This window comes from Peribacillus sp. NPDC096622 (assembly GCF_044762665.1).
Classification (GTDB): Bacteria; Bacillota; Bacilli; order Bacillales; family DSM-1321; genus Peribacillus; species Peribacillus frigoritolerans_B.
Genome location: NZ_JBIWES010000022.1, coordinates 12,208 through 37,543, shown reverse-complemented (window position 1 = coordinate 37,543; position 25,336 = coordinate 12,208). Strand labels below are relative to the sequence as shown.

Below are 25,336 nucleotides of genomic sequence, written 5' to 3'. Positions count from 1 at the left end.
TGACAGCCTTATTCCAAGCCATACAATCATTATTTTAATAGTTGGGAGAGAAGCGTGTGAGCAAAGAGAATTCCTCCATTTCAAAGGATGTGGCCTTTGGGTTCTTACCGGCAAGTAAAAACGACCGGATTTTTAACCTACGGGATTTAATTTTAGTTCAAGTTGTTATTGGCCTCTCATCTTTTGGGCTGTTGACTGGCGGATATACAGGTACAATGCTTGACGCGAAGCAGTCACTTGCAGCGATTCTATTCGGTAACGCCTTCCCTATGCTGTTGATTGTTCCCATTACCCTTTATTTTGCGCGTTATGGCATAGACACTTTTGTAGGGTTTCGAAGTTCACTAGGGTATTTAGGATCCAATATCTTTTTCTTTGTTTTTCTTATTTTAACTCTCGGTTACATTTCCATTGCGCTCTTTATGTCCGGCCAGGCGTTGGCAGAGGCTGCTAATTGGTTGGGTATGCCCGCCATTTTTTCAAGCCAAGCAATGGGGGCGCCGTTTTTCTCGATTTTACTCTTTATCTGTGCATTTCTTGTAACCGTGAGGGGACCGGTAGCGATTCAAAAATATACCGCAGTGGCCGTGCCGGTTTTTATGGTTCTCATGTTTGGCCTTCTCGCAATTGTCTTGTTTGGACAGGGATTCACGAAAGTTGCTCATATACTTCCTTCTGAACCCTTTGAAACGACTTCTCGTTCATTCGCGACAGCCCTGGAATTAAATATCGGTCTTGGCTTTTCATGGCTTCCGTATCTTGGCCAATACAGCCGTTTGTCCAAAACGGAAGGAGGCGCATTTAAAGCGGGATTCTACAGCTATGGAATCATCGTCTGTATCGCTGCTTTAGTTGGGGCCCTTGCTGCATTAGTCGCTGGTTCACTTAATCCTTCTGACTGGATGTTTTCCATCGCAGGAAGTTGGGGCGGCTTCATTGGCTTGATTTTACTTTCGGTAGGGAATGTCGGGGCAGCCATTTTCCTTATGTACTCACAAGCTGTCAGCTTTAAAACTGTATTTCCGAAAAAATCATGGATGATTGCGATGGGAACGACCGTACCGACTATATTCTTACTTCTAAGCTCAACGTTCTACGATGCATTTGGCTCATTCATTGCTGTCATTTCCTTCATTATGGCTGTACTTGGCGGCATTGTCGTTGCAGATTACTTTTTTGTAAAGCGCCAATGCATTTCAATAAGGGATTTGTATGACACACAAGGCTCTTATACCTATTGGAAAGGCATTAACCCGTCTGCCGTGCTCACGGTGGTCATTGGAACGATCGTTTACTGGGCACTCTATAATCCATTGACTTTTGAAGCAAGTGATTTTTTCCTTTATACGGCTGCCGGAATTCCAACATACTTTGTCGCTTTAGTCACTTATTATGTTTCATCTAAATACATTTTCCGTTTTGAAGTTGACATGGAGCGTCCATCTGTTGAATTAAAGGAAGCTAAATGAAAAAATGCACTTTAAAGAATCTAGGGAACGAGAGGAGATTGTTCAATGTTTACACAAAGTTTAGATTTCAAAACAACTGATTTAGATACATTCCCATTTCCATTCACTTCAGGTAACTATCGCTATTCAAACGATTTGAAAAGACTCTCAAACATTAATTGTATTGAAGTTACACCAGAATACAAACTCCAAGTGGAAACGAAGCGTCGTCTCCTTCAAGAACAGCCGCATATTAGGTTTCAATCTTTTCCACACACAATGGAAATGCAATGGGAAGTATTGGAAATGTTGGTCGACATGGCAGCTGATCGCTATCCGGAGCATTTCGAGGTCAGTAAAGATGGGGACAAATGGACTTTCAAGAACCACATTTTCGGGGAAACCGATTCATTCGTGTATGGCGATGCCAGTACGCTTCCATATGAGCCGCTTGATTATATTGGCCGCCATTTCCATAATGATTTTGTTTTAATGGTTCATCGCGATAGTAATTTCTATTTGGAAGTGGGACAAGTTTCATACGCTGCACTCTTCTCGGCTAACTGGAATAAAGGCATGTCCTTTGATGAAATCCATGCACCTGTTCCATTTGTATCTCGGAAGGGAGATGAACTGGCAGAGCGCGTTCGTAAGTTTTTGTTATCCATCGAGTCAGGTAAGCCATGGACACGCATCAACTGGAATCTGATGGCAGACCGTTGGGATGTCAACTATGAAACGATGGATGTCTGGGGACCGCAACGTTCTGAAATAACTCCGGAAAATGCAGGTAAACTTGTTCGTTTGCGTGTTGAAGAACAAAAATTCTATCGCATGCCACGAAGCAATGCCATTCTATTCGTATTGAATACTCAATTCCTGCCACTGGAGGATTTGACATTGCGCAAGGAGTGGTTTGATCTGACATATAGCGTACTGCAGGATATTCCCGGACCAATGGCTGAATACAAAGGAATTGCCCCATTCCTTCCACAATCGGTCGAATATTTGAGGAGTATTGATGAAAACAAAAAAGCGAAGAAAAACAATAAGTAGGAGGATAGGGCCTTGTACAATAGTCCAGTATTGTTTGATAAATCCATTACGATCGTAAATAAATTTACCCCCCGGAATGATCGAAGAAAGTTTGTCGTCATTTCCGATCAAGCCGGATATGATCAGGCGAAAAGTTTCACTTCTGAAATCGCAGGTACAGTGCCTGTTGAATGCCTATCGATTAACGGAATGGAAGATAAAGAGGAGATTAAGAGAGTCATCTTGTCACAAAAGATGGGCACCCAATTTTATATTGCGGCTGCATGGAACAATGCCGTAATGATCTTCTCGCTCGGAGTGGAGGCTGGTCTATCTGAAGCTGAGATCCAGACGGTGATTATCGGGCCTAAACGACGATACGTATATTGCATGAAATGTTTCGAAGTGTCGGAAGTCAAAGAAGAAGCAGAAATTGCAGAATGTGACCATTGCAGAGCCAGTCTTGAAATAGGTCCTTTTTATTCAATCGTACGGGAAGGTTATATTGGTTACCCATTCATCCCGATTGGAAAAGAAGAAGTAGGGAGCTGATCATCATGCGGGTAGTAGGAAATATTCAAATGAAAGTAAACAAGATCATTCAAGAAACTCCATTCGTGAAACAGTTCGAGTTGATTCCAGTTGATGGAAAGCCGTTGCCTGCATTTACAGGCGGTTCGCATTTGACTACTTACATGCCGGCTGGGGATAAGATTATTTTCGAGAGAGAGTACTCCCTTATCAGCAATCCAAGGGACCGTAATAAATATACAATTTCCATTCGGCGCGATGAGGCATCACGTGGAGGTTCGGCTTTCTGGCATGATCATGTAAAGGTAGATTCCAGGTTGGAAGTAAGTTTTCCAAAAAACAATTTCCCTCTCAGCTTTCGAGCTAAGCATCATGCTTTTTATGCAGCTGGAATCGGCATAACCCCATTTCTGGCAATGATGGAAGACATGGCCGCCGAAGGGCAAACCTTCGAACTCCATTATGCAGCACGCACTCCGGAGTTATGTGCTTTTTATGATCTGCTGAAAGCCAAATACCCTGATCAATGCACCTTTTATTTTTCGCAGGCAGAAGACAAACGCAGAATGATGCCCGAGACAATGATGGATCATCGCATTGGCACGCATGTCTATTTTTGCGGACCAATCGAGATGGTGCAAGAGTATCGAAAAGCTGCCAGTTCCTATGGTTATCCGGAACATGCGATCCACTTCGAATTATTTGCGACAAAAAATGATGGGGCGCGAGATCCTTTCATCGTCGACCTTACAGACAGCGATCGGTCCATCCGCGTTCATGAGGGTGAAACACTGCTTGATGCGCTTTTAAGGGAAGGAATCGATGCGCCTTATTCTTGTAAAGTTGGCGGGTGCGGAAGTTGTGAGGTGGATGTTGCAGAAGGTGAAGTGGATCACCGTGATTATTTCCTTAGCGAAGAAAACCGTCAAACACGGAAGTCAATCCTGACATGCTGCTCACGTGCGAAGGACGAAAGACTGGTCTTAAAATTGTAACGATTAAATTCCGTACAGATTAATAAAAAAATAATGAAAACCGGAGGAATGAAACATGACAATTTTAGAAACGGCAGTATTAGAGCTTAAAAATTACATCGGCGGTAAGTGGCAGGCCTCATCTTCAAATGAAGTAATCCCGGTAATCAATCCTGCAACACAGGAAATCATTGCAAAAGCACCGCGTGCCACCAAAGAAGATACAGAAAGGGCAATCTCAGTAGCGAAGGCAGCCTTTGAAAGTGGAATCTGGTCAGGTCTAACAGCACAGGAGCGTGCTTCCTACCTATATAAAATCGCTGATAAAATTGATGAACGTGCCGAAGAGTTAACGATTCTTGAAACAATGGACAACGGGAAACTTAAAGCAGAGGCAGGTTTCGATATTGCTGATGCCGCCGCGTGTTTCCGTTACTACGCTGGTTTGGTCCTTCATCCAGAAGGGGAAACCTATCAAGTTCCCGCTCCCGTGCAAGCGATGGTTGTTCGTGAGCCAGTGGGTGTAGCCGGTTTGATTGTACCTTGGAATTTCCCTCTTCTAATGAGTGTCTGGAAAATCGCACCGGCCCTTGCGGCAGGTAACACCATTGTATATAAACCGGCTGAAGTGACACCTGTAACAGCAATGAAATTATTCGAAATCCTGGAGGAAGTAGGCATCCCAAAAGGTGTGGCTAATATGGTGATGGGCCGCGGCACTGTTGTCGGTCAAACCATTGCGGAAAGCAACGATGTTGACATTGTTTCATTTACAGGAAGTACGGATGTTGGCCGCTCAATCATGAAGGCGGCAGCGGGCAACTTAAAGAAAATTTCCCTTGAGCTAGGCGGTAAATCACCTAATATCGTTTTTGCAGATGCAGATTTAGAGACAGCCGTCGATTACGGATTATTTGGCATCTTCTTCGGTGCCGGCCAAGTTTGTTCATCAGGCAGCCGAATTCTAGTTGAAGAAAGTATTTATGATGAATATGTAAAACGCTATGTTGAACGCGCAAATAAAATCAAGGTTGGACCTGGACTTGAAGAAGACAGCAACATGGGGGCAATTGTCAGTGAAGCGCAAATGAATAGCATTTTGAACTATATTGAAATCGGGAAACAGGAAGGTGCGACGCTTGCAGCAGGCGGTTACCGTCTTGTTGATGACGGTCTTGACAAAGGATATTTCATTGCACCGACTGTCTTCACCGATGTAACACCTGACATGCGCATCGTCCAAGAGGAAATCTTCGGTCCTGTCGTTGTCATTCAAAAGTTTAAAGGTGAAGATGAAGCTATTAAACTTGCAAATGATACAGACTACGGTCTTGCAGGCGGTGTCTTCACTAATGATGGGGCAAAAGGATTGCGTGTGATCAAGAAGGTACGGGCAGGCATCACATGGGTAAATGATTATCATCCAACATATGTCGAGGCGCCATGGGGCGGTTACAAACAGAGCGGGATTGGACGCAGTTTAGGAAAATACGGCTTGGACGAATACCAAGAAATTAAACAAATTAACATTAATCTCGATGTAAAACCGGTCGGCTGGTTTCCAAAATAATCATATGATTAGAAAGAAGCAAATTACTTTCTTTAATCAAACCAAAAAAACTAATCCAAATACGGATTAAGATTCAGTTTGGCGACAAAATGGGGTTTGGAGTCCGAATAGAGAGAATGTTTTTTTACTGTAATCCTCATTGGATTGAAGAGATTTGCGACACTCCTGCCGAAATACTGGCTAGGCGAGACCCCATAGGCGCTTGCGCTGAGGAGGCTTGGCAGACAGTCGGCGGAAAGGGAGCCGATTTCCTGAAAGGGTTATGTGTAATGATTGAAACGTAAGGCACTCGCTTTCCGCGGGCGGTCCGGGAGCCTCCTCGGCTGTTCGCCTGTGGGGTCTCCCTTGGCCACGCTTTTCCCGCAGGAGTCTCGTACCTTCCATTCCAATCAACTGGAACTTCTTTTTTAAGAAATATTGAAGGGAAACTCGCTCTTCTTTTCCACTTCGTCTACAGTCTGGAGGTTCCTTCAATTTTTTGACAAAAGGGAGATCGGATTGGTCCCACCCCGCGAACCATGATTATAAAACAAGACTATGTTACCCCCTATGTTTTTTTCTGTAATCCTTAATGGATTGAAGAGATTTGCGACACTCCTGCCGAATTACTGGATAGCCGAGACCCCACAGGCGCTTGCGCTGAGGAGGCTTGGCAGACAGTCGGCGGAAAGGGAGCGGATCTCTGAAATCAGCTGCAACTTTTTTCAATTAAAAAACTGCAGGCAAAACTGAGTTTTCATCGAGTTTGTCTACAGTCGGAAACCTAATCCAAATACGGATTAGTTTTTTTTTCAAACTGTCTAGAAACCTCTTAAAGTATAAGGTAAAGTAGTTGTTTCTAAACTTATATAACTGAGAGTCAAGGTATTCAGCCATTTCGCATGCTTATTTCTTATGTACAAAAGCCCCTGTGATGATAGAAAGTGAATTTGAAAAGAGCATTGGTATGAAAAAAGTGTCATACCAATGCTTTTTTTTCGCTTTTAAGTCAGAAGGAGCATATGGGGATTAAATATGTTCTTGCCGCTGTATCACTTAATGTGGGTGCCTTTGGTTGTAGTACATAGTATCATTAAAAAGAAATGAACATTACATAATGCTCACAATATAAGTTAATAAGTTCATTGCCTTCTTTAATTTGAAAAGACTAGGGAGCCGCCAGAACTTTCAAAAAGTCTTCAATCAAGGAGGAAGTGCTCTATCAAATAGTAAAGACCAGTCAGGGAGTGGATATTGATGACTAAGTTTTATTCCGATATGACAGTGGAGGAAGCAATATCATGTTTCCCCATCGGAAGCACTGAAGTGGAAGTTTTGGATGATTCAGAAAATTTCATCGGGTTTTTGACAATAGAGGCTTTATCTGCGGCAGTGCAGCAGAGTGATTTAACGAAGCCTATTTCTCATTTCATTACTGTGAATGCACCGCTGCAGAATTTGCGGAATTACTCAATACCATATGAACAGTTTCAAGTATTCTTTGAGAGTGATTTATGCAGGGTTGTATTTAATGCCCTGTATGATGGCGTGTATATCACGGATGGTGATGGAACGACATTATTTATCAATCAAGCTTATCAGCGTATTACTGGAATAAGAGAAGAGGAAATCATCGGAAAACCGATGAGTTATTTAATTGAGCAAGGTATGATATCCGTTTCAGCTTCATTGGATTCTATTCGAACGAAGAATCAAGTTACTTTGACACAAAGAATTCGAAATGGAAGAAAGATTATCGTATCGGCCACACCTATTCTATCGCCACAGAATGAAGTCATATTTGTCATAAATAGTGTTAGGGATATTACTGAATTAATCCGGATGAAGTATACGATTGACAGCCAAAAATTATCTTTCCAACCTATTTCTCAATTATTGCCTGGCTCGGAACAGGTGAATTTACAGGAAATTATCATTGGTCCTTCTACAACGCCTTTATTCAAACTGGCTGATAAAGTAGCTAAAACGGATGCGAAGATCTTGTTACAGGGGGAAACGGGAGTAGGGAAGAGTTTAATCGCCAAGTACATACATGCCAAAAGCTCCAGGAAGGAAAAAATTTTCCTTGAATTAAATTGCGGAGCCATCCCAGCGAACTTGGTGGAATCTGAACTTTTTGGATATGAACCAGGGGCATTTACCGGATCCCTTAAGAATGGGAAAATGGGGATTTTTGAGAAAGTGAATGGTGGCACGTTATTTTTGGACGAAATTGGGGATTTACCTTTAGAGTTACAGGTGAAACTTTTGAAAGTGGTAGAAGAAAACAAGTTCATGAGAGTAGGTTCCACCGAAATGAAAGAGGTCGATGTCAGGTTAATTTCAGCCACCCATCGCGATCTGGCCTCCCTCGTGCAAGAAGGATCTTTCCGCGAAGATCTTTATTACCGGCTTAATATCGTTTCCTTTGAAGTCCCTCCTTTACGACAGCGAAAGGAAGAAACGATACCACTTTTAGAAATGTATTTGAAAAAATTCAATGAAAAATATAATGAAAAGAAAAAGATGACACCGGAATGCTATGAATGGCTGACGAACTATTCGTGGCCTGGTAATATACGTGAGCTTGCGAGTCTTGCGGAGCGACTGGTCGTCACGACTTATGATGATACGATTGATTTACCTAATTTACCATCTTTCATCCAGCCGGTCTTATCAAGAAAAACTACAAAACATTCTTTGAAGGAGGCCGTTTCCGAGCTGGAACATTCACTGATCCTGAATGCGATGAAAAAATATGGGACCACAAGGGCTGCGGCCATCTCTTTGGATATCAGTCAAAGCGCTTTGGTGCAAAAAATGAAAAAATTTCACATTCGATTAGAAAACGAATCGAATTAGTTTTTTTGATTTGATTTCTACTCATTAGTTATGCTGTTACCTATGATAAAAAGGTTATCCCCCTTATAAATTAAGCGTTTTCACTTTGGCATGATTCCTGCATTAGTAAAAACATGAAAGGGGAGATAACCATGAATATTTCTATATTTTCTATGGCTAACAAATTGGTGACAGGAGCAGATTCTTTGCAGCAGCTGACTGATGAGGTTACGCGATTAGGGATGAAGAATCCGTTGATAGTTACAGATAAAGTTTTAGTGGGTGCCGGGGTTGTGCAAAAGGTTGAGGATTTACTTCCATCAGCATATGGTATTTTTTCGGATGTGAATCCAGAACCTGAAATTGAAATCGTTGAGCTTTGTGTACGGTCAATCAGGGATGGAAATCATGATGGACTGATTGCGGTAGGCGGAGGAAGTGCGATGGATATTGCGAAAGCCTCTTCCGTCATGGCTACGAATTCGGGTAGCATCGAGACCTATTTTGGTACGAACTTGATTGAAGTTCCAGGCCTACCTTTAATAGCCATACCGACGACGGCAGGGACCGGGTCAGAAGTGACGAATATTTCGATTTTATCGGACAAAAAAGAACAGGTAAAGAAGGGAATTGTAAGTTCGTATCTTTTACCGGATGTAGCGATTGTATCACCCGTCATGACGCTGACTTGCCCGCCAAGTGTGACTGCTGCGAGCGGAGTGGATGCACTAGTTCATGCGGTCGAGGCCTATATTTCCAAATTTGCTTCGCCTGTTACAGATGCCTTGGCAATTGGGGCCATGAAGTTAATCGCTGTACATTTACCAAAGGCTTATGCTGCGCCAGATAATCTGGAAGCACGGGAAGCCATGATCACCGGAAGCCTAATGGCAGGGTTAGCTTTTGGAAATGCCGGTGTTGGAGCTGTTCATGCCTTAGCTTATCCGCTTGGAGGCCGCTTCCATTTATCACATGGGGTCAGCAATTCATTGTTACTGCCATTTGTCATGAAGTGGAATAAAATTGCATGTTTGGAAAGGTTCCGCGACATTGCTGAAGCACTTGGAGAGAAAGTCAATCATTTAAATGAGGATGAGGCAGCGGATAAAGCTATAGAAGCGATGACCAGAATATGTCGTTATGTTGATATACCACAGTCACTAAGTGAATTTGAGATTCCTGAATCGGCTTTAAGTGAAATGGCTGCCGAGGCCATCAAACAAGTCCGTTTACTCCGCAATAATCCCCGTGCATTAAACGTTCGGGATATCGAAAAAATATACCGTTCAGCCTATGGTTCTTAAGTGGAGGAAACAATATGAAATGGAAAAACCGTCGCTACGGAGAAGAGACATCGTATATACCTGCGGGACCTTTTAAGATTAGACTCCCATTTGTCCATTATCGTTTTGAGTGGCCTGACTACGTTCAAGGATTATTGATGTGTGCAGTGGACCTTGGAGCGATAACACTGCTTGCAGACCACCTCGGTATGCCTTTTGATGTGGCTCTAGCCGTCGTTATCTTGAATGGATTATTATACTTGGCCCATCATTTACTCGGGGACCCGGTTATACCAGGTTGGATTACACCTGCGGTTCCATTGCTTGTATTGTTCGTCGGACAATTTCCGGAGGGGCCTGATCGGGTTTATGCACTCGTTGCGTTTCAATTAACATTAGGTATTTTATCGATATTGCTGGGAATGACCGGACTTGCCAGTAAGGTCGTGCGATTAGTGCCGAATGCAATCAAATCAGGCATTATTTTAGGAGCGGGTATTGGTGCTGTCGTTTCCATTTTTGAAGCGGGTGGCAAGTTTGATTTATTTCCTTATACAATAAGCATTTGTATCGGCTTTGCCTTTTATCTGCTTTTTTCGAAAAGTTTTGGAAAATTGAAAATGCGAAATAAAGTTTGGGTATTCATAGGCAATTTAGGGATATTGCCGGCAATTTTGCTCGCAGTCTTTGTAGCCCCAATTTTTGGAGAAGCGAAATGGCCTGATATCCAATGGGGATTCAGCAGTCCGGATTTTGCTACGCTTTGGTCAGACTATACTGTTTTCGGTTTAGGTTTTCCTGCCTTGACCTTCTTTTTAAGTGCGATTCCAGCTGTTTTTGCTACTTATTTAGTCGTATTCGGGGATGTGCTCAAAACAAAAGCGCTGCTTTCTGAATCCGATGAGGTCAGGGAAGATGAAAAAGTGGACTATAGCCCAAACAGAGCTCATTTAATTTTTGGCGGCCGAAATGTGATCATGAGTTTTATCGGACCTGATATAACAATGTGCGGTCCGTTGTGGGCAGCCATGCAGGTCGTGGTTGTGGTACGGTTCAAGAATGGCAAGAAAGCCATGAATTCTTTCTTCGGCGGTGCCGGCTCGTTCCGTTGGGGTACGAATACAGGGTTATTCTTATTGCCGGTAGTCAGCCTGGTGGAACCAATTCTCGGTGTCGCCTTGGCCTTGACGCTTTTGGTTCAAGGATATGTTAGCGTACGAGTTGGCGTGATGCAGGCGAAGAGCCAACGCGACCTTGGAATTGCAGGTGTCGTTGCTGCCATCCTTGTTATAAAAGGTGCTGGCATGGCGTTTGCAGCAGGAATTCTATTATGTGCGTTATTATATGGCAAGGACTTTTTCAAAGGAGAGAATGATAAGACTTTTACAGATCATGGAGAAGAAGAGGAGATTAAAGCATCATGAAAAAAGTAGTGGAAAAATGGCCAATTTATATAAACGGCGCACCTATTCATACAGAAAATCATTTTGTAGTGGAAAATCCAGCAACATTGGAGCCTGTGGGCTATGTTCCGGATGCTAACGAAAAAGAGGCAGAGGCTGCTGTGGATGGAGCTCAAGCTGCTTTTCTGACTTGGTCGAAAACCAGTGCATACCATAGGGCGGAATTACTTGAGAAGTGGTACACGATCATTGAGAACAGGCTGGATGAAATCGCAACGATCATGACACTGGAACAAGGTAAGCCATTGGCAGAAGCAAAAGGTGAAATGAAATATGCCTCAAGTTTCGTGAAATGGTTCGCTGAAGAAGCAAAGCGCAACTATGGGGAAATCATACCAGCTTCCGTTGCATCAAAGCGTATTTTAGTGCAAAAGCAGGCAGTCGGTGTCGTTGCTGCCATTACCCCGTGGAATTTTCCTGCTGCCATGATCACGAGAAAAGTGGCGCCAGCTCTTGCAGCGGGATGTACCGTGGTCATCAAACCCGCGGAACAAACGCCTTTGACCGCTTTGCTATTGGTTGAAAGTGCTCATGAAGCAGGAATTCCGGCTGGTGTGATAAATATTGTAACTACACAAAAACCGGGAGATGTATCAGACGTGTGGATGAATGATTCACGTGTTAAGAAGATCACATTTACCGGCTCCACTCCTGTAGGGAAACATCTAATGAAAAAGGCGGCAGAAACAGTAAAAAAAGTCTCGCTTGAACTCGGTGGATTGGCCCCGTTCATCATTTCAGAGGATGCGAATATCGAAGAAGCAGTTAATGGTTTGATTCAATCGAAATTCAGGAATGCTGGACAAACATGTATTTGTGCGAACAGGATATTCGTCCATGAGACAATTGAACAGCCGTTTTTACAAGCTTTTAAAGAAGCCGTTTTAACTTTGAAGGTTGGAAATGGAATGGAAGGAACCGATCTTGGTCCATTGATAGATGGAGCCGCAGTTAAAAAAGTTCAGCTTCAATTGGAGGATGCTGCAAATAAGGGGGCAATCATCCACACCTCAAAAGTCGATGAAAAACAAGGGCATTTTATAGCACCGGCCATACTTTCCAATGTAACGGATGATATGCTGTGCATGCAGGAAGAAACGTTTGGGCCAATTGCGCCAGTCAGTACATTCAAAACCGATCAAGAAGCTATAGATCGAGCCAATAACACGAATTTTGGCTTGGCAGCTTATGTGTATACCGAGTCATTAAATAGGGCAGTTGCCTATTCGGATGGTCTTGAATATGGGATTGTCGGTATTAATGACAGTGCCCCATCCACAGCCCAAGCACCATTTGGAGGCATGAAGGAAAGCGGTATAGGCAGGGAAGGGGGACACTACGGCATGGATGAATATTTAGAAGTGAAGTATGTCTCCATGCAGCTTGGCCAGTAAATAAAAGAGAAGAGTCCGCCATGATTCTTCAGGCAAAAAAAGAGTGGAAGGCATATCAAATAACGATGTGCCTTCCACTCTTTTTCAATGGTTAAAAAGCATCTATACATCCCTTCAGATATGAAGGAGGAAAGGTCATGTTTCCAAGGATGACATCGAAGTCAGCACCGGTAGCCTTGGGAACGTTACTTGTATTACCATGGAAAGTCTCATTTGTAAGTAATGCAAAGGCCACCGCTTCTTTCGCTTCAGAAGAGTATCCCAACTCTTCTTGAGTCAAGACTTGAACAGAATCTCCAAGCAGTGATTGAATCATATTTAATAACGTTTTGTTATAGCTGCCGCCGCCAATGATCACTTCTTCAATATTGGTTTTTGGAAAGATGAAATTTCGGTAGTTCTCGACAATGGACTTTGCTGTAAACATCGTTACTGTAGCTAAAATATCTTGGTTTGGAAGCGATTCAAACATCTTTAATAGTTTTACTGCATATTGCTTGCCAAACAATTCCCTGCCCGTTGATTTTGGCGGGGGGCTCATAATATATGGATGACTCATAAAATAAGATAAAAGTTCGTCATTAATTTGTCCTTGTTTGGCTATGTTACCACCTTCGTCATAGCTTATATTGTACAATTGGCGGCATACTTCATCAATGATCATATTCCTAGGACCTGTATCAAAAGCGTACATGTCATTCAGAGATGCTTGCTTGGGTAAAACGGTTACATTTCCAATGCCACCTATGTTTTGGAGTAATCTTCCCTTTGCTTCACTTCTATAAAGAATGAATTCGGTAAAAGGAACGAGAGGGGCTCCTTGTCCCCCAGCAGCCATGTCCATCGTACGAAAATTAGAGATTACAAGTGTGTTTGTATCGTGAGCAATTACTGCCGCTTCCCCAATTTGCAAAGTGGAGAGTATATAATTTTGTTCTTTTAAAGGCTGGTGGTAAATGGTTTGTCCATGGGATCCAATAAGATCAAGTTTATTAATGGGAAATCCAGCTTTATGACAAACCTCCTTTACCGCATTGGCAAATAATTTCCCTAATTTAAAATTCAAATTGCAAATTAACTGGACATTGGATGTGTCTGCAGATAAAGACTGCATAATTTCTTTTTCAATTTCTTTTGGAAAAGGGCATGTCATGAACTCAATCATTTCCATTTCAGTCTCGAGTCCACTATTATTCACCCGAACAAGTGCGGCATCAATTCCATCCAGTGATGTTCCGGACATTAATCCAACTATGTACATCGCCATTCCACCTCGAGGAGATTAAAGGAGCTATTCAAAGTCTTGAATTGGTGCCAGGAGAGATGATTCCTTCAGAAAAAGAATACACTGAAAAGTATGGCATAAGCAGGATGACGGTGAGACAGGCCATTTCTAACCTCGTAAATGGCGGTTATTTATATAGGCAGCGCGGAAAAGGAACATTCGTTGCCGAACAAAAGTCGGAGCCGTCCTTGCAAGGTTTGACAAACTTTACAGAGGATATGATTTCAAGAGGACTTAAACCAAGTACACGAGTTATCAGTTTTACAGAGGTCAATGCAGATCTTGAACTTGCTGCAAAGCTTGAGGTTGAAGCAGGAACTCCTATTTTCGAACTGGAACGTGTAAGGCTTGCTGATCGGTTGCCGATGGCATATGAAAGGCTATACATCCCTAAAGGTCTTGCCCTGGATCTTACGGAAGAAATAGCCGTAAGTGCCATTCATGATTATGTTTGAAAAAAAGTTTGGCTTGAAAATCCAGCATGGCATACAGGTAATTGAAGCCGCCAAAAAAGAGGCACAAATGCTCGGGGTGGCCGAAGGTTCCCCTGTATTTCTGATAGAACGAAGAAGTACTCTTGATACCAATCAACTACTTGGGGTTGTCAGATCTGTCTTCCTGGCTGATCGGTATAAATTCAAAATCAATTTGGAGCGGTCATCATGAGCAAAAATAAAATGGTAGTAAGAATCACGTTCTTAAAGATTACTAAAAACCCCCCTTGCCCATATTGGGCAAGGGGGGTTTTTAGTAGAATATCATTTTTAAAGTTTGAGAATTTTCCAGATAGGAGGAGAATAACAATCCGGGACCTTAATTATTCGCCAGGCTTTCTGTCAATCGGTTTTCTTTCCAAATAACTGTAATACCAAGCCCAATGACGATAATGACGGCAGCGAAAAGGTAAGGGTAATGGATGTTTACGTCAAAAAGCAATCCTCCCATGGATGGCCCGGCGATATTCCCTAAGCTCGTATAGGTGGAGTTCATTCCAGCAACGAATCCTTGTTCTTTACCGGCAGCTTTTGATAAAAATGTCGTCAATGCCGGACGAAGCAGGTCAAATGCAAGGAAGATGAAGCAAGTTACCACTAGTACTGCCAAAAAGCTGGAAATCATAGTGGATGCTACCGCAAAAATGGCACCGACGATTAAACATAATTGGATAAGCTTCTTTTCGCCGAGAATATCTACCAGTTTTCCAAACATGAAGACTTGCACAACAACTCCAAAAATAGAGCTTATTGTAATGATAATTGCAATATCCTTCGGCGTGAAGCCGAATTTATGATCAGAAAATAGGCTAAAAACAGTTTCATAGGCTGATAAACCAAATGCGAGTACAAATACAATGATGAACGCAATAAAATAAACCGGATTCAGTGATTTTTTTAAATCGCCCATAAAGTTTGTTTGCTTTGTATTAGCAGAAACTTTTGCAAGCTGTTCCTTTGTCATCGGCTCTTTTAAAATGAATATTGATGAAAGGCATGCTATAAAAGCAATGGCCGCTGCAAGGAAGAAGGGCAAGCGTATACCATATTCTGCAACAAAGCCACCGATTCCTGGTCCTATTATGAAGCCCAAGCTAATGGCGGCTGAAATATAGCCCATTGCTTTTGGCCTTTCTTGAACGGATGTAATATCCGCAACATATGCAGTAACACCTGGCATGATAAAGGCAGCACTGATTCCGCCTAGGATCCTTGATAAATAAAACACCGACACGTTTGTCCCTACACCGAAGATTAATTCTGAAACACCAAAAAGGAATAAGCCGATGATGATGATTTTCTTTCTGCCGTAACGGTCAACCCAACGACCTGCGAATGGAGACATAACAAGCTGTGAAACCGCAAAAACGGCAACCAGATAGCCCATCGTGCTTCCTGATAAATGCATGATATTCATAAATGACGGCATAACGGGAATGATCAGTCCAATTCCCAGAAAAGCAATGAATATATTGCTTAGAAGAATAATTAATACCGCCTTTTGTTCTTTAATTGGTTTATTCATGTTTTAACACCACTTTCTTTGTGAATCATTTTTGTGAAATACCCCTCCAAAACACTTTCCAAGAGGCTGCTAATTTATCCTTAAGACGTTTCTCATCATTGCCGTATACAAGTTCAAGCAAAATGGAATCCACGACTCCTAAGAATGCATAGGTCGGCGTTATGGCTTCATCTTCGACGATTAATTTTGCATTGATCCAATCCTGGAATTTACATTCCAGGATCGCCTGCACCTTTTCCTCGATATCTATCACTTCCTGCCCGATTTCTTTTTCAAGATGCGCTGGCGGAAAAAAGGACATACGCAGCCAAAACTTTATATGCTCATTTTTTTGGAAAAGGTCAATGACCAATTGAAGGAATCCGTATAAATCTTTTTCAGGATTTTTTGAATCCACTTTATTGAAATATTGGTGTTTCGAAGATAGCTCTGTCTCTTTCGCATCACGTAAAACTTGGAGAAAAAGATCATCCTTGCCTTTAAAATGAGCGTAAATGGATTGCTTTTTCATGCCGACTTCTTCAGCTATTTGAGAAAGCGACGCTCCTTCATAACCATGAATCGTGAAATATTTTAGAGCGGCTTCCTTAATTTCATTACTTTTCAATAATATCACCTCATAATTTAACGAACGTTCGTCAGTTATCATAGCAAATTAAATAAATATATGCAAGCGAATATGTTTATAAAAAGGTAGTATGCCTGAAATCCTTCATAATTATGACGCTATATTTGAAAAGGGCAATATTGTTGTTACCAGCAATAGATATGCACTCAAGGCTATTCACAAAATTCCCGCATATAATTCTTTATGGATAATAAAGAGACAGGTGGGATGAAGTTGGATACGTATGACATCAGAAAAGCGATTCATTACTATTACACAAAAATACAAGAAACGAATCACCCTTATTATTGGTACGGTTTGGCTGAGGCCCAAAGTAGGGCCGGTTTAACAAATGAAGCACTGCAAACGATTGATAACGCCTTGTCGTTTCAAAATCCTTATCCTTCAAAGCAGGAACTGCAAGACATGCAATTGAACCTCGAAACCGTTCTTTCAAGACAAATGAACTCCAACAGATCAGTCATAGTGACCTCAAAACAAGGCGATATTGATGGGGACGGGACAAAGGACAATGTTTTTCTTACTGCAATCAAAACCCCTGATAGCCCCTTTTGGAGGAATATAACTTTGGTTATCCAAAATGGGAGGACTAATCAATATGAACAAGTTCCCATGAAAAATAACGCAGGATATAATCCGACGCTTTTTCTTGGTGATTTTTCAGGTAATAAGAGGGATGACATTTTAGTGGTCATTGATACAGGAGGAAGCGGCGGTTCCATTTATGCGTATGTTTTTTCCTACCTTAACGGTCAACTCATGACCATTTTTAATTCAGATACATTCAACGAAACCTTTAAATACGATGTTAATTATGAAAACCGATACAAAGTAAAGGTGAGCAGTCATTACCTAAAAGAAAGGTACATTATTGACCTTACTTATAAGGATAAGGAATATTTATCTGAAATTTATAACAAGGATGGTGTATTGAAGGCCCCTATAGAAGGATGGGTCAATCCTTTATCTGGTTTATATCCGGTTGATTACAATAGGGATGGCATATATGAGCTCGAAGCGTATCAGAGGATCGCAGGTAGGTACAATGCCGACTCACTGGGATTTGTACAGACCGTATTGAAATGGAACGGGAAAGTGTTTGCTCCTGATCGGCAGAATGTGGCTATTTTTGGAGAGGAAATATAGACATTGGAATAGAAAGTCCATGAACAAGGTACAGGCAAAATCTTCGCCCAAAAGAAACCGGAAAATATTCTTGGCAATGGTTCACCTGACAGTGTTCATTTACGAAAATTGAACCGGCTTTCTATTCGGTTCAACAAACTTTTTCGAAGGGGATTAATGCTTATTGGAATTCTTAGTAGGCGATACCTACACGTGATTTTAAATAATCGTTACTTTTTATTTGGCTAAATGCAAATTCTGCTGTATCCGGAACTGATATTTTAACGCCATCCTGCGGCAAAAAATCACCTTCTACACGATATGTACCAACTCTTTCTCCATCCGGCAAATACGTTGGGCAGACAATCGTCCATTGAAGTGTTGATTGTTTTAGCAAGTCGAAAACTACATGATGTTCTTTCGCTGCACGGGTAGACTTCTGCCTCGATTCACTTGACTGATAACGCAGTGATTGTGGGGTTGTTCTACTTTGCAGGATACCTGCCGTTCCAATGGTTATAATTCGTTGTATACCTTCGTTTTCCATTGCTTCGATAATTAGTGGCATACTTGCTGATAAAGTGGTTGTCCCATCAGTATTCAGTGCACTAATCACTACATCAATTCCATGCATGGCACGTACGATATCATCTTTATTTAAAACATTACCTTGAATAATGGTTAAATTGGCATTGTTTATTCCAATCTTCTCCGGAGTGCGAACTAAAACAGTAACATGGTGCCTGTCCTGCAGACCATAAGTAACTAATTGACCCCCAACTCGTCCAGTTGCACCCAAAATTAAAATATTCATAGAAACGAACCTCCTTTTTTTGAATATAATCATTCCACTAACATTGTATCGTCATTTTAAACTAATGGGGAGCTTTAGTGCACTAAGATATAAAAAGGGCCGCTCAAAAGCTTCATGAGGGGCCCGTTTGAATTAGAATAAAAGCATTTCTTAAACAAGAAATTAGCGACCACAATTCGCCCCTAATATTCCCGTCCTTCTTTCGATTTTAGAAAAGCATCAACTGATTCATCTAATAATTTTTCCCGATTAGGATCTTCATTGACATCTGTATCCACTTCCATTACGTCGTTGTTTAATTTATCAACCTGGTTTTTATTATTTTTGTTTGGCATATAAACTCCTTCTTTAACAGATATTTTTTAATTAGTATGAACCATTGAACCAATATTCACTAAGATTATTTTCAGCTCCTTTCCCGAATTGAGACCTCTAGTCTTGATGGAAGCTTGAAACAACATCCATAATATTAATCGGGCATTATTGACTGAATATTATAAATATTGTAATATTTAGTTTGTGCATTTGTTTTCGAAACGATGTTTTATATTAAAAACGAATAGGTTTTCCTTTTGTAAAGTCAAATTATCTGACAGGAGGTTTTTGTTAGTGAAGAAAAGAATAAGGAATACTTCTTTTGGTTTATTGTTGGTAGTTTCCATAATTCTATCAATATCCATATTTCTACCTTCTTTTGGCCAAACTGCCGTAAAGCAACCGGACTTTAAAGTAACTCTATTAGGAACAGGTTCCCCTCTATTAAGTACCTCCCGCTCCGGTCCAGCTACTCTTGTAGAAATTGGTGATGAAAAACTCCTCTTTGATGCTGGGCGCGGAACTGCTTTACAATTATATAAAGCGAATATGTTACCAGGCAGTGTTGATAAGTTATTTCTTACTCATTTGCATTCGGATCATACAATCGGCATACCGGACGTATGGCTTACAGGTTCTTTACCGACAGGAGGGAAAAGAGAGCAAGCATTTAACATTTGGGGTCCTAAGGGAACCGAGAAAATGATGTTACATATGAATAAAGCATTTAAAGCCGATTTGGATGCAAGGGATGACTCTGGAAATGGCAACGTTGAAGGTGCAAGTATTACGGCAAATGATATCAAGGAGGGCATTGTCTATAAGAAAAACGGAATTGAAGTAATAGCCTTCAAAGTAGACCATAAATCAATTGAGCCTGCTTTCGGTTATCGGGTTAATTACAAAGGACATTCAGTAGTTATCTCAGGTGACACCCGCTATAATGAAAATCTAATTAAATTTGCCAAAGGTGCTGATGTGGTTATTCATGAGGTTGCAGCGGCAAAACCTGATAATGAATCGGAATCAATAGCCAATATACTTGATCTTCACACTACACCGGAGGAAGCAGGTAAAGTCTTTAGCCAAATACAACCAAAACTTGCTGTGTACTCACATATTGTATTATTGGGAGGGTTAACAGAAGAAAAAGCTGATTTGCTCGAAAGAACAAAAAAAACATATGAAGGAGCTGTTTTAGTAGGTGAGGATTTGCTGACCATTGAAATTGGGGACAAGGTTCAAGTACAGCAGCCGGTTAACGAGGCGAACTCGGGAAACTAAACAGACAGGGCTGCAGCGAGCAAATGAGTTAGGCCTATTAATTAATGAGATGAAAGTGTGAGAGCTGCCTTACCAAAGCCAAATAAATGCACATTTTTTCTAAAGGGAATCCAAAAAGAGAAGGATTCCCTTTAACTTTCTAAATTAAATAAACGGCATATGAGATGATCTATATTTTTTTGTAATTGCCCATGGTTTGGTAGAAGAAGGTAAAACAGAGTCAGGCCATCAGTAGAAATCAGTGAGATAGACGAGGAATCTTATATGGTTCTTGTACGAATAGAGGAAAAAACGTCGAAATGAAATCAAATTTGTTTTTGCCTGCATAGACCAATAGCAAGGCATATTTTTAAGTCAAATATTAGGGTAGACACGAAAAAAAATCCCCGACATGCATATCGTGAATAGCTCCAAGAAGTCTATGACAATGCTAATGTTTTTCACTAATCGCTCTTCTTTATTCGTGATGTTATTTATTTTGATGCCATAACATTACATTACGCATGAGATTAGAACCAAGACTGTTGAACTTCTTGAAGTTGTTGTTGAGCTTCTTCAAGCTGTTGCTGTGCTTGTTGGAATAGTTGTGGATTATCATTAGCTTGGGCAGATTGTATAGCCTGTTTGGCTTATTGAGCCGCATTGATAGCTTGCTGATATTGTTGTTTTTGTGTCATTTTAAAAGTCTCCTTCATTATATTTACTAAAGGCTAAACCTTTAACCTTTTTATATTTTGTATATAATTTGGATATTATTCATGTATAGGTTGATTCATTTCTCCTAAACGAACGATTGAAGAATATTACCAACCTCTAAAACAAGCTGGTTTCACGATTAAAAGTATGAGATAAGGCATTAAGAGAAGGGATTATTCGTAAGAAATGGAATGATAAATTATTCAATGAAAGGGGGCAGGATAGCGTAATAGCTTGCTTGCAGATATAATGTTCAACGAAGGAATTTAATGCTATGGTCCATACTCCGATGTCGACCAGTGATTTATGTCGGAATATTCGACAAAGGGAGCCGAGGAGTGGTTGGGAGATTCGCATTTAGGGAAAAGGTACGGGGGAATGCCGTTCTCGCAAACCGGCAGCTTGATAACGTACGAAATATATAAGAAGCCGGCCTAATATAAGGCCGGCTTTAGGTTTATGGGATGATCTTTGCGTTTGCGAGAGCAAGCCCTAGATTCTCGACCATTTTGTTCCAAAGCTGCTCCTTGTTCATCATGACAATGTCCAGTGACATCTGCAGCGGAGGCGCCGGCCCCAAGCCGAAGTAGTTAGCGATCTTCGGCGATAATTCATTTAAACGGAATAGATCGCCGTTTGTTATGTTAAACACTTGATTGGCATCACGCTCTGTTACCTTAGCGATCTGTCAACTCCATGAGGCTATCGTAAGCACCCGGCTTGCCAGGAAACCGCAACGGAATTCCAAGATCCTTCTAAATTGAGGCGTAAATCGCAATAACCATGGAGAAGTTCATCGGACTTCCAAGCGAAAAGCCGCAGACTGCAGAAGGACGAAACGCCGACCAAGTCCGATTTTTACCATTTTGTTTTTGTTCAAGAAATCTTCCTGATCAACATAGAAATCGGGCGGCATATGGTTTGGTTCTGTCTCGCGAGCAAGCGTTTTGAACGGGCCGAGATTGCGCTTCAGATAGAGCCAAGCGTTATACAGGCGTAACATTCGATTTTGATTATGGTGTATATCTTTAGATCATAACGTTAATTATTATTGTTTGGGTACACCAGCTTTAATCCAAAAAGGGCGCTTGAATTTAATGAAAGGAGAGCACATACCAATATGTGCTCTTCTATTTTTATAGGTATTTATAATGTAGGTCTTGATTCCAGATCCTGTAATACCATTCCCATTGTTCTGAAGGTATCTTGAATAAGGAAGTTTGAATTAATATGGGTACCCATTTAATCCTGTACCGAAAAGTTCGAATTCAGGATCTTTTGACTGAGTTATTGGAGGGGCTTCGGATCGCGCTATAGAAGAGTTGATACCACCTTCAACTAACTCTGCAGGGGTTTCGTCATTCTCTTTATGCAATGGGTTATCAATCATACCCAAATCAACTCCTTTTAATAAGATTAACGAATGGTAAGTTATTAATTCCCTGAATATTTTGATTTTATGCTAAAAAATATGGCGATGACTTGCATTAGTGAAGTGAACGGGAAGAACTTGTAAGCAATCGAGCTAAAATTTTTATTATAGAATGTATAATGATTATTTTATGTTCATAAAAAAGATTGGTACCGATTCTTTTTTCAGATGAGGGGTGTAATGAAATTCCAAGCAGGATCGATCCTTTAATTATTTTTTGTACTTAGGCCTTCTTAGTAGCAAAAGGAGTGAAAAAAAATCATTCCATACCTGCATTCACATTGTTACAGGACGCTGTAGTGATTGGTCCAGTTCAATTGACTGGAAGGTTAAAGTGGAGTGAGAATCCTTTGCTTGTTAACAAAGTAAGCCCACTCGGAAAAGCCGATTTCCTTTAGTCTTTTCTTAACTAGTTCAAAATCATCGCCAATACGTTTAGGTGTATGCGAATCTGATCCAAATGTTACTTTCACATTATAGAAAAGAGCTCGTTCTAAAATGTCATCAGCTGGATACCATCCTCCGCAATCTTTTGTTTTACCAGAAGTATTGATCTCAATGGCGATATCTTCTTGACTAATGATTTTTAACGTTTTTTCAATACTGTCAGTCTCAATGGAAGAAAATGCTGGATAAAAACCTTTCATTGCATCAATATGGCCTAAGATTTGGAATACTCCGCTTTTTGCAGATTGCTGTATTAAATTATAGTATTCATCCTTTATTCTTGACTGTTCTTTAGCGGTCAAGCCATTCCAACGCCCTCTTTTAAAAATGCTAATGTCTTGAACATAATGAACTGATCCAATTATGTAGTCAAAAGGGTGTAAAAGATATTGATCACGGTATACATCAATGTGATCAGGGAAGAAATCACTTTCCATTCCTAATAGCACGTGAACTTTATCTTCATACTTCTTTTTTAAACGAAGTACTTCCTCAATATAAGGGACAAGTTCACTTTTTGACATTGCAAAAGTCGGGTAGAGATGGTCGTCCTCACTATAGAAATATGGAGAATGATCGGAAATCCCAATATATTGCAAGCCGTATTCAATGGCTTGCTTTACATAATCCTCAATTGTGCCGATAGCATGTCCACAGCGTTCATGGTGAGTGTGCAGATCAAATTTTATTGAATTCGTCATATTCTTAAGCCTCCTATAGTGAACCGGTTTGTCTTATTTTTATCATATCCAAAATTCATACTCTTTCTCACAAATGAAAGAAGATTTATACTCCTTAAATACCCTTCGAAAACAAATTTCTATTTTACGGATTTAATTTAATTCATTTCAATTTTATACATATCAATTACCAGATATCTTAGTTCGAGTAAATGTATAAATGTTGAATTTCCTAGACAAACTAAAATGTTCAAATATGTAAAAAGAAAGGGAAGATACTGAATGACAAAGGTATTGTACATCACGGCTCATCCTCATGATGACAAACAATCTTACAGTATGGCCGTTGGAAAAGCATTTATTGACACTTATAAAGAAGTAAATCCAAGCCATGAAATTGTGAATATTGACCTTTATAAAGAAAACATTCCTGAAATTGATGTAGATGTTTTCAGTGGTTGGGGGAAACTTCAAGCTGGAAAGGGTTTTGAAGAACTCTCGTCGGAAGAGAAAGCAAAAGTCAGTCGACTCTCAGAGTTATGTGAGCAATTTATAGCTGCCGATAAATATATATTTGTAACGCCTTTATGGAATTTTTCATTCCCGCCAGTTTTGAAAGCATATATTGATTCCGTAGCTGTTGCAGGTAAATCCTTTAAATACACCGAACAAGGCCCAGTTGGTCTTTTAACTGATAAGAAAGCCTTGCATATTCAAGCTCGTGGCGGTATTTATTCAGAAGGACCGGCAGCTGAAATGGAAATGGGTCACCGATATCTAAGTATCATAATGCAATTCTTCGGAGTGCCTTCCTTTGAAGGTGTATTCGTTGAAGGACATGCAGCCATGCCTGATAAAGCACAAGAGATTAAAGAAAAGGCTATAGCACGATCAAAAGATTTAGCTTCTACTTTTTAAAAAAAAGAGTCAACAGCTTGTTGGCTCTTTTTTTTGTCATGATGAAATTGTAATATCTAAATAATTCTTACTTCACCAATCAGGTAAATTCCTCTAATTAAGGAGTATGATTTTTTACTGCTAATGGTTCCCTTTGGAATTCCCTTTTGATGGAATAGCTTGTAGTGAGGTTATCAAACCCTTCTATGATAGCAAAGGTAGAGGATAGAATGATATTTTTAGATATATGAAGAAGCTAAAAAAGACCAACTTAGGGTCCTTGATTAGCTAAATGGACTAGATTAGACGAGTCACTAATTCCTTTTTGTTTCAAATGAGTTGATAATCGCTACCCTCTTTTAATGAAAACCACCATGTTTGTCAGTTTTACAATAAAAATGTGTAGGATTCGCCATCTTCTGGTACTAATACATTAGAGGAAATTCCCTTTTCATCAATAAAGCTTTTTAATTCTTTTTTTGATAATGTCCAGTGATTGACAGCTTCCATGTGGCTCACAATAATTTGGGCGTTCGGGGCAGCCTTGTTCACTTCATAGATATCCTCTTTCCCCATGACGAGAGAACCGCCTTCAATGAATTGATTATCTCCACCATTTACAACAATGATTTCTGGTTTATTTGTAGCGATAACTTCTTGAACTGCGTCATACCATACCGTATCTCCTGCTATATATAACGTTTTTTCATTTGAGTGTTTGAAGACCACCCCACATACTACACCAGCAAGTTTTAATATTTCCCCTCTTCCGTGCTCTCCTTTTGTTTTGATTAATTGGATACCCTCGTATACTGTATCTCCTTGTAATACTTCTACATTTTTGAAACCAGCTTTTTCAACTTCTGTAGCATCTTCTTCATTTTGAACAAACATTTTGATATCTTTCGGCAATACTTCTTTGGCCACATCATCAAAGTGATCCAGATGAAGGTGAGTGACAATGACGGCATCTATATCATGAATGATATTTTCAATGGATGTTGGTAAACTAACTAAAGGATTAAATTGATCTTGTCTTAATGAATTTGGGAAAGGTGGGTACGTACCTTTCTCAGCTAACATCGGATCTATTAAAAAATTTTTACCTGCATATTCGACAACGAGCGTGGCATTTCTAATTTGTTTTATATTCATCTTTATCTCTCCTTTTCTTTGATCTGCATATAGTTTATACT

At 40.5% G+C, this 25,336-nt stretch carries 22 protein-coding genes and 1 pseudogene; 14 read left to right on the top strand and 9 right to left on the bottom strand.

The features are described from left to right. Positions 1 to 56: 56 nt before the first annotated feature. From ACIQYG_RS23970 to ACIQYG_RS23930, 9 genes are all read left to right on the top strand, one after another. A complete protein-coding gene (locus tag ACIQYG_RS23970) occupies positions 57 to 1,469 on the top strand; it encodes a purine-cytosine permease family protein (protein ID WP_402843281.1) in 1,413 nt (470 codons plus the stop codon). Positions 1,470 to 1,514: 45 nt separating this feature from the next. Beyond that, a complete protein-coding gene (locus ACIQYG_RS23965) occupies positions 1,515 to 2,504 on the top strand; it encodes a heme-dependent oxidative N-demethylase family protein (RefSeq protein WP_402843278.1) in 990 nt (329 codons plus the stop codon). A gap of 12 nt (positions 2,505 to 2,516) precedes the next feature. Then, entirely contained in the window at positions 2,517 to 3,035 is a 519-nt protein-coding gene (locus ACIQYG_RS23960; RefSeq protein WP_402843275.1) for a hypothetical protein, read from the top strand. Between the two features lie 5 nt (positions 3,036 to 3,040). Next, entirely contained in the window at positions 3,041 to 4,009 is a 969-nt protein-coding gene (locus ACIQYG_RS23955) for a PDR/VanB family oxidoreductase (RefSeq protein ID WP_402843273.1), read from the top strand. A gap of 55 nt (positions 4,010 to 4,064) precedes the next feature. Next, the gene (locus ACIQYG_RS23950) at positions 4,065 to 5,558 is read left to right on the top strand and encodes an aldehyde dehydrogenase family protein (protein ID WP_402843271.1); all 1,494 of its coding nucleotides are present in this window, start codon (positions 4,065 to 4,067) and stop codon (positions 5,556 to 5,558) included. Positions 5,559 to 6,794: 1,236 nt separating this feature from the next. Continuing rightward, on the top strand, positions 6,795 to 8,399 hold the full coding sequence (locus tag ACIQYG_RS23945) for a sigma-54 interaction domain-containing protein (protein ID WP_402843268.1): 1,605 nt from the start codon (positions 6,795 to 6,797) through the stop codon (positions 8,397 to 8,399). Between the two features lie 131 nt (positions 8,400 to 8,530). After that, complete coding sequence (locus tag ACIQYG_RS23940) at positions 8,531 to 9,682, top strand: iron-containing alcohol dehydrogenase (RefSeq protein ID WP_402843265.1); 1,152 nt, start codon at positions 8,531 to 8,533, stop codon at positions 9,680 to 9,682. 14 nt (positions 9,683 to 9,696) lie between these two features. Beyond that, positions 9,697 to 11,085, top strand: a complete 1,389-nt coding sequence (locus ACIQYG_RS23935) for a hypothetical protein (RefSeq protein WP_402843264.1) — start codon at positions 9,697 to 9,699, stop codon at positions 11,083 to 11,085. Next, entirely contained in the window at positions 11,082 to 12,518 is a 1,437-nt protein-coding gene (locus ACIQYG_RS23930) for an NAD-dependent succinate-semialdehyde dehydrogenase (protein ID WP_402843261.1), read from the top strand. The genes ACIQYG_RS23935 and ACIQYG_RS23930 overlap by 4 nt, the downstream gene beginning before the upstream one ends. A 91-nt stretch (positions 12,519 to 12,609) precedes the next feature. Here the strand turns inward: ACIQYG_RS23930 and anmK are convergent, their stop codons facing one another. Beyond that, positions 12,610 to 13,779 (bottom strand): anhydro-N-acetylmuramic acid kinase AnmK, encoded by a 1,170-nt coding sequence (anmK, locus tag ACIQYG_RS23925; protein WP_402843258.1) that lies wholly within the window; start codon positions 13,777 to 13,779, stop codon positions 12,610 to 12,612. A 62-nt stretch (positions 13,780 to 13,841) separates the two neighbouring features. Between anmK and ACIQYG_RS23920 the strand changes: the two genes are divergently transcribed. Further along, complete coding sequence (locus ACIQYG_RS23920) at positions 13,842 to 14,258, top strand: GntR family transcriptional regulator (RefSeq protein ID WP_402843255.1); 417 nt, start codon at positions 13,842 to 13,844, stop codon at positions 14,256 to 14,258. Further along, on the top strand, positions 14,251 to 14,469 hold the full coding sequence (locus ACIQYG_RS23915) for a UTRA domain-containing protein (protein ID WP_402843252.1): 219 nt from the start codon (positions 14,251 to 14,253) through the stop codon (positions 14,467 to 14,469). Before ACIQYG_RS23920 ends, ACIQYG_RS23915 begins: the two co-directional genes overlap by 8 nt. Before the next feature lie 147 nt (positions 14,470 to 14,616). Here the strand turns inward: ACIQYG_RS23915 and ACIQYG_RS23910 are convergent, their stop codons facing one another. Both ACIQYG_RS23910 and ACIQYG_RS23905 read right to left on the bottom strand, forming a co-directional pair. Beyond that, complete coding sequence (locus ACIQYG_RS23910) at positions 14,617 to 15,822, bottom strand: MFS transporter (RefSeq protein WP_402843249.1); 1,206 nt, start codon at positions 15,820 to 15,822, stop codon at positions 14,617 to 14,619. Between the two features lie 25 nt (positions 15,823 to 15,847). Continuing rightward, entirely contained in the window at positions 15,848 to 16,438 is a 591-nt protein-coding gene (locus ACIQYG_RS23905; RefSeq protein ID WP_402843322.1) for a TetR/AcrR family transcriptional regulator, read from the bottom strand. Positions 16,439 to 16,855: 417 nt separating this feature from the next. Between ACIQYG_RS23905 and ACIQYG_RS23900 the strand changes: the two genes are divergently transcribed. Then, positions 16,856 to 17,596, top strand: a complete 741-nt coding sequence (locus ACIQYG_RS23900) for a VCBS repeat-containing protein (RefSeq protein ID WP_402843319.1) — start codon at positions 16,856 to 16,858, stop codon at positions 17,594 to 17,596. A gap of 172 nt (positions 17,597 to 17,768) precedes the next feature. On the opposite strand, the gene ACIQYG_RS23895 is transcribed toward ACIQYG_RS23900, so the two are convergent. Both ACIQYG_RS23895 and ACIQYG_RS23890 read right to left on the bottom strand, forming a co-directional pair. Beyond that, positions 17,769 to 18,389 (bottom strand): NAD(P)-dependent oxidoreductase, encoded by a 621-nt coding sequence (locus ACIQYG_RS23895; protein WP_402843246.1) that lies wholly within the window; start codon positions 18,387 to 18,389, stop codon positions 17,769 to 17,771. Between the two features lie 182 nt (positions 18,390 to 18,571). Beyond that, complete coding sequence (locus tag ACIQYG_RS23890) at positions 18,572 to 18,724, bottom strand: hypothetical protein (protein ID WP_402843243.1); 153 nt, start codon at positions 18,722 to 18,724, stop codon at positions 18,572 to 18,574. Positions 18,725 to 18,998: 274 nt separating this feature from the next. On the opposite strand from ACIQYG_RS23890, the gene ACIQYG_RS23885 reads away from it, so the two are divergent. Next, complete coding sequence (locus tag ACIQYG_RS23885) at positions 18,999 to 19,988, top strand: MBL fold metallo-hydrolase (protein ID WP_402843241.1); 990 nt, start codon at positions 18,999 to 19,001, stop codon at positions 19,986 to 19,988. A 1,180-nt stretch (positions 19,989 to 21,168) separates the two neighbouring features. Here the strand turns inward: ACIQYG_RS23885 and ACIQYG_RS23880 are convergent. The 3 genes and pseudogenes from ACIQYG_RS23880 to ACIQYG_RS23870 all read right to left on the bottom strand — a co-directional run. Beyond that, a pseudogene (locus ACIQYG_RS23880) lies at positions 21,169 to 21,648 on the bottom strand (Rossmann-fold NAD(P)-binding domain-containing protein); the annotation flags it as partial. A 261-nt stretch (positions 21,649 to 21,909) separates the two neighbouring features. Continuing rightward, positions 21,910 to 22,074, bottom strand: a complete 165-nt coding sequence (locus ACIQYG_RS23875; protein ID WP_402843238.1) for a hypothetical protein — start codon at positions 22,072 to 22,074, stop codon at positions 21,910 to 21,912. 371 nt (positions 22,075 to 22,445) lie between these two features. Next, a complete protein-coding gene (locus tag ACIQYG_RS23870) occupies positions 22,446 to 23,264 on the bottom strand; it encodes a histidinol-phosphatase (protein WP_402843235.1) in 819 nt (272 codons plus the stop codon). A gap of 261 nt (positions 23,265 to 23,525) precedes the next feature. Here ACIQYG_RS23870 and ACIQYG_RS23865 point away from each other — a divergent pair, with 261 nt between their 5' ends. Then, positions 23,526 to 24,161: an FMN-dependent NADH-azoreductase gene (locus ACIQYG_RS23865; RefSeq protein WP_402843233.1), complete on the top strand. Its 636-nt coding sequence runs from the start codon at positions 23,526 to 23,528 to the stop codon at positions 24,159 to 24,161. 366 nt (positions 24,162 to 24,527) lie between these two features. Here the strand turns inward: ACIQYG_RS23865 and ACIQYG_RS23860 are convergent, their stop codons facing one another. After that, positions 24,528 to 25,295: an MBL fold metallo-hydrolase gene (locus ACIQYG_RS23860; protein ID WP_402843230.1), complete on the bottom strand. Its 768-nt coding sequence runs from the start codon at positions 25,293 to 25,295 to the stop codon at positions 24,528 to 24,530. Positions 25,296 to 25,336: the final 41 nt, after the last annotated feature.

What these genes read in the sequence shown, in the direction of transcription:
- ACIQYG_RS23865 (WP_402843233.1), top strand. Translation starts at nt 23,526, where the DNA reads ATGACAAAGGTATTGTACATCACGGCTCATCCTCATGATGACAAACAA.
- ACIQYG_RS23870 (WP_402843235.1), bottom strand. Translation starts at nt 23,264, where the DNA reads ATGACGAATTCAATAAAATTTGATCTGCACACTCACCATGAACGCTGT.
- ACIQYG_RS23895 (WP_402843246.1), bottom strand. Translation starts at nt 18,389, where the DNA reads ATGAATATTTTAATTTTGGGTGCAACTGGACGAGTTGGGGGTCAATTA.
- ACIQYG_RS23915 (WP_402843252.1), top strand. Translation starts at nt 14,251, where the DNA reads ATGTTTGAAAAAAAGTTTGGCTTGAAAATCCAGCATGGCATACAGGTA.
- ACIQYG_RS23890 (WP_402843243.1), bottom strand. Translation starts at nt 18,724, where the DNA reads ATGCCAAACAAAAATAATAAAAACCAGGTTGATAAATTAAACAACGAC.
- ACIQYG_RS23955 (WP_402843273.1), top strand. Translation starts at nt 3,041, where the DNA reads ATGCGGGTAGTAGGAAATATTCAAATGAAAGTAAACAAGATCATTCAA.
- ACIQYG_RS23920 (WP_402843255.1), top strand. Translation starts at nt 13,842, where the DNA reads ATGATTCCTTCAGAAAAAGAATACACTGAAAAGTATGGCATAAGCAGG.
- ACIQYG_RS23900 (WP_402843319.1), top strand. Translation starts at nt 16,856, where the DNA reads ATGCAATTGAACCTCGAAACCGTTCTTTCAAGACAAATGAACTCCAAC.
- ACIQYG_RS23860 (WP_402843230.1), bottom strand. Translation starts at nt 25,295, where the DNA reads ATGAATATAAAACAAATTAGAAATGCCACGCTCGTTGTCGAATATGCA.
- ACIQYG_RS23965 (WP_402843278.1), top strand. Translation starts at nt 1,515, where the DNA reads ATGTTTACACAAAGTTTAGATTTCAAAACAACTGATTTAGATACATTC.
- ACIQYG_RS23910 (WP_402843249.1), bottom strand. Translation starts at nt 15,822, where the DNA reads ATGAATAAACCAATTAAAGAACAAAAGGCGGTATTAATTATTCTTCTA.
- anmK (WP_402843258.1), bottom strand. Translation starts at nt 13,779, where the DNA reads ATGTACATAGTTGGATTAATGTCCGGAACATCACTGGATGGAATTGAT.
- ACIQYG_RS23945 (WP_402843268.1), top strand. Translation starts at nt 6,795, where the DNA reads ATGACTAAGTTTTATTCCGATATGACAGTGGAGGAAGCAATATCATGT.
- ACIQYG_RS23935 (WP_402843264.1), top strand. Translation starts at nt 9,697, where the DNA reads ATGAAATGGAAAAACCGTCGCTACGGAGAAGAGACATCGTATATACCT.
- ACIQYG_RS23950 (WP_402843271.1), top strand. Translation starts at nt 4,065, where the DNA reads ATGACAATTTTAGAAACGGCAGTATTAGAGCTTAAAAATTACATCGGC.
- ACIQYG_RS23875 (WP_402843238.1), bottom strand. Translation starts at nt 22,074, where the DNA reads ATGATTGATAACCCATTGCATAAAGAGAATGACGAAACCCCTGCAGAG.
- ACIQYG_RS23940 (WP_402843265.1), top strand. Translation starts at nt 8,531, where the DNA reads ATGAATATTTCTATATTTTCTATGGCTAACAAATTGGTGACAGGAGCA.
- ACIQYG_RS23930 (WP_402843261.1), top strand. Translation starts at nt 11,082, where the DNA reads ATGAAAAAAGTAGTGGAAAAATGGCCAATTTATATAAACGGCGCACCT.